The 4,329-nt window shown below is 72.9% G+C and carries 4 protein-coding genes; all 4 read left to right on the top strand.

The annotated features are described in order from the left end of the window. On the top strand, window positions 1-299 hold a 299-nt coding region (locus WMI84_RS17125; protein WP_347354987.1), incomplete at its 5' end, for a multidrug efflux SMR transporter. Window positions 300-383: 84 nt separating this feature from the next. Then, window positions 384-1,544, top strand: coding sequence for an acyl-CoA dehydrogenase family protein (locus WMI84_RS17120; protein WP_347354986.1), 1,161 nt, complete (start codon window positions 384-386; stop codon window positions 1,542-1,544). 11 nt (window positions 1,545-1,555) lie between these two features. After that, entirely contained in the window at window positions 1,556-2,695 is a 1,140-nt protein-coding gene (locus WMI84_RS17115) for an acyl-CoA dehydrogenase family protein (protein WP_347354985.1), read from the top strand. A gap of 240 nt (window positions 2,696-2,935) precedes the next feature. After that, the coding region (locus tag WMI84_RS17110) for a sigma 54-interacting transcriptional regulator (protein ID WP_347354984.1) at window positions 2,936-4,329 on the top strand (1,394 nt) is incomplete at its 3' end.

Raw genomic sequence — 4,329 nt, 5'->3', positions numbered from 1 at the left:
TGGTCCTGTCCGGTGTCCTCGAGGCGGTCTGGGCCACGGCCCTGGGCCGGAGCGACGGGCTCTCGCGGCTCGGTCCGACCGTCGTGTTCCTGGTCGCCGCGGCACTGTCGATGGTCGGCCTCGGGTATGCCATGCGCGGCCTGCCGACCGGGACCTCGTACGCGGTGTGGACCGGGATCGGAGCATCGTTGACCGTCCTCTACGGGATGCTCACCGGCGTCGAGGCGGTCTCGGTCGCCAAGGCCGCCTGCCTGGTGGCGATCGTCGCGGGGGTGGTCGGCCTCAAGGTGCTGCACTGAGGCCGCCGGCGGGTCCCGCACCGGTCGGTGCGCCACCGGCATGGGTCATGATGGGTGCGGTACCGACCGACGAAGAGGTGTCCGATGCGACTGCGGCTCAGCGACGAGAACGCGGCCTTCCGTGACCAGCTGCGGGAGTTCTTCAACACCCGGGTCCCCGACGAGATCCGCCGGACCGTCGCCGCGCAGGGACACCTGAGCAGGGACCAGCTCGTCGCGAGCCAGCAGGTCCTCAACGCCGCGGGTCTGGCCGTCCCGCACTGGCCGGTCGAGTGGGGCGGGCGCGACTGGACCGAGCTGCAGCGGCAGATCTGGCACGAGGAGCTGACCCGGGCCTACGTGCCGCCGCCGTTGCCCTTCAACGCCAACATGGTCGGCCCGGTGATCGCCACGTTCGGCTCGCAGGAGCAGAAGGAGCGCTTCCTGCCGGCCACCGCCAACCTCGACATCTGGTGGTCGCAGGGCTTCTCCGAGCCCGACGCCGGCTCCGACCTCGCCTCGCTGCGCACCACCGCGGTCCGCGACGGTGACGAGTGGGTCGTCAACGGCCAGAAGACGTGGACGACGCTCGGACAGTACGGCGAGTGGATCTTTTGCCTCGTGCGCACCGACCCGGACGCCCCGAAGAAGCAGATGGGCATCTCGTTCCTGCTGGTCGACATGACCACGCCCGGTCTCGAGGTGCGCCCCATCCAGCTCATCGACGGAGGCTACGAGGTCAACGAGGTGTGGTTCACCGACGTCCGCGTGCCCGCCGGCAACCTCGTCGGAGAGCGCGGCCACGGCTGGGACTACGCGAAGTTCCTGCTCGGCAACGAGCGCGTCGGGGTCGCCCCGGTCGGTGCGACGAAGCGGGTACTCACGGACGCCAAGGGCTGGGCCGCCTCGGTCGGCCTGCTGACCGACCCGCTCGTCGCCGCCCGCTTCGTCGAGCTCGAGAACGAGCTGCTCGCCCTCGAGCTGACCGCCCTGCGGGTGGCCGCGAACTCCGCCGACGGCAAAGCGGATCCGGCCTCCTCGGTGCTCAAGCTGCGCGGCACGCAGCTGCAGCAGGAGGTCAGCGAGCTCGCGATGGACCTCGCCGGCCCCGCCGCCGCGGCGTCGTTCGCGGGCGACGGGTCCACCGCACCGGGGTGGGCACGGGCCGCGACACCGGTCTACCTCAACCTGCGCAAGGCCTCGATCTACAGCGGGTCCAACGAGATCCAGCGCCAGATCATCGCCCGGACGATCCTCGGACTCTGAGAGAAGGCGAGATGGACTTCACGTATGACGCCGAGCAGGTCGCGCTGCGCGACGCCGTTCGCGCCCTGTTGGGCAAGGCCTACGGCGACTACGAGAACCGCCGCCGGGTCGTCGGCGCGGAGCCGGGCTATGAGGTGGACGTATGGCGCCACCTGGCCGGGATGGGCGTGCTCGGGCTGCCGTTCGCCGAGTCGGACGGCGGGTCCGGCGCCGGGCCGGTCGAGGTGTCGATCGTGGCCCGGGAGCTCGGGCGGGTGCTGGCACCGGAGCCGTTCCTCTCGTCGGTGGTGCTGGCCGGGGGCCTCGTCGCGGCGGTCGGCACCGACCCCCAGCGGGCCGAGGTGCTCGGGGCGCTGTCGTCCGGCGAGCTGGTGCCCGCCTTTGCGCACGCCGAGCCGGGCACCCGGTGGACGCCGGCTGCCACGGGGGTGAGCGCCATACGGCAGGGTGGCGGTTGGCGGCTGACGGGCACCAAGGAGCCCGTCGTGCACGGCGCCCCCGCCGAGCGGCTGGCGGTCTCGGCCGCGCTGCCGGGCGGCGGCACCGGCCTGTTCCTCGTCGACGGCTCGGCCACGGGACTGACCCGTCACGGTTACCCGCTGGTCGACGGCGGGCGGGCGGCCCGGGTGGTCCTCGACGACGCTGCGGCGGAGCCGCTCGGTGAGCCGGTCGACCGGACCGCCGAGATCGAGCGGGTCCTGGCCGCGGCGCGCATCATCGCCGCGAACGAGGCCCTCGGGGCGATGGAGGTGGCGCTCGACACGACGGTCGGCTACCTCAAGAGCCGCCGGCAGTTCGGGGTGACCCTGAGCACGTTCCAGGCGTTGACCTTCCGGGCGGCCGACATGTACGTGGCCCTCGAGACGACCCGCAGCCTGGTGGCCTGGGCCACGATGGTGCTGGCCGAGGCGCCGGAGCAGGTCATCGAGGCGGGCCGGCGAGCCGGGCTCAAGACCGCTCGAGCCGGGCGGCACATCGGGCAGGAGGCGATCCAGCTGCACGGCGGCATCGGGATGACCGCGGAGTACTCGATCGGCGCCTACACCGCCCACCTGGCCACGCTCGAGCACCTGCTGGGCACCGGGCACGACTGTCTCGCCTCCCTCGCGGCCGGAGTCGGCGACCACGACGCGCTCGACCCGCTCGACTGACCGTCGTCGGCGCCGCCCGGGGTGCGGCCCCGTGCACACCGACGACCGTTGGTCGACGGACAGCCGTGCCCGAGCCCCCCGTCGTGCGTGCGAGTGGCCCGGTGTGCGACCAACGGTCGTCGGTGTGCACACCCGCGCCTGTGGTCAGCGACGGATGGTGGTGACGCATGGTGGGACCTGGCTGCGGTCTTCCCGTGCCCCGGGTGTGGTCAGACCGGCGCGCGGACGTAGCGTGGGCGGATGAGCGCCTCGACCACTCCGGCCGCCACCACCCTCGCCGAGCTCGTCGCGAGCGGGTACCGCCGGCGGTCCGTCAAGGAGGAGGTGCGCGCCAACCTCGTCGCGCGGCTGCGCGCGGGTGAGCCGGCGTTCCCGGGCATGGTCGGCTTCGAGGACACGGTGCTGCCCGAGCTGGAGTGTGCGCTGCTGGCCGGGCACGACCTGGTCCTGCTCGGCGAACGGGGCCAGGGCAAGACCCGGCTGATGCGGACCGTGGCCGGGCTGCTCGACGAGTGGAGCCCGGCCGTAGCGGGGTGCGAGATCCACGACGACCCGCTCGCGCCGGTGTGCCGGCGGTGTCTGCGGCTGGCCGCGGAACTGGGTGAGGCCCTGCCCGTCGTGTGGCGACGCCGGGACGAGCGCTACTCGGAGAAGCTCGCGACGCCGGACACCAGCGTCGGGGACCTCGTCGGCGACGTCGACCCGATCAAGGTGGCCGAGGGACGCACCCTGGGTGACCCTGAGACGGTGCACTACGGGCTGGTGCCCCGGACCAACCGCGGCATCTTCGGGCTCAACGAGCTGCCCGACCTCGCCGAGCGGATCCAGGTGGCGCTGTTCAACGTGCTGGAGGAGCGGGACATCCAGATCCGGGGGTATGCGCTGCGGCTCCCGCTCGACGTGCTGCTGATCGCCACCGCCAACCCGGAGGACTACACCAACCGCGGCCGGATCATCACGCCGCTGAAGGACCGGTTCGGCGCCGAGATCCGCACGCACTATCCGGAGGAGGTCTCGGACGAGGTCGCCGTCGCGCGTCAGGAGGCCCGGCTCGTCGCGGACGTGCCGGAGCATCTTGTCGAGGTGGTCGCCAGGTTCACCCGGGGGCTGCGCGAGTCGGCCTCGGTCGACCAGCGGTCCGGGGTGTCGGCCCGGTTCGCCATCGCCGGGGTCGAGAGCGTGGCGGCGTCGGCCCTGCGCCGGGCCGCGCGGATGCACGAGGACGCGGCGGTCGCACGCATCTGCGACGTGCCGACGATCGTGCCGACCCTGCTGGGCAAGGTGGAGTTCGAGATGGGCGAGGAGGGCCGGGAGCGGACGGTGCTCGAGCACGTCCTGAAGGTGGCGACCGCGGAGACGTTCCGGGCGCGGCTGGCGGGGCTGGACCTGACCGGGTTCACGGGACTGTTCGCCGACGGGTCGGTCGTCGAGACCGGCGACCTGGTGACCGCCACCGACCTGCTGGCCCAGGTCGGGCCGGTGCCCGGGCTGTCGAAGGTGCTCGACCGCCTCGGCGAGGGCGACGCCGCCTCCCCGGGGCGCGTGGCCGCCGCGGTCGAGTTCGTGCTCGAGGGGCTGCACCTGACCCGACGGATCGACAAGGACACGGTGGCCGGTAGGACGGTGTACGGCGC

It is taken from the genome of Intrasporangium sp. (assembly GCF_039812505.1).
Classification (GTDB): Bacteria; Actinomycetota; Actinomycetes; order Actinomycetales; family Dermatophilaceae; genus Intrasporangium_A.
The sequence above is the reverse complement of the archived record's forward strand: the minus strand, read 5'-3'. Positions and strand labels throughout refer to the sequence as shown.

Coding starts and splice junctions, on each gene's coding strand:
- WMI84_RS17120 (WP_347354986.1), top strand. CDS start 384: ATGCGACTGCGGCTCAGCGACGAGAACGCGGCCTTCCGTGACCAGCTG.
- WMI84_RS17115 (WP_347354985.1), top strand. CDS start 1,556: ATGGACTTCACGTATGACGCCGAGCAGGTCGCGCTGCGCGACGCCGTT.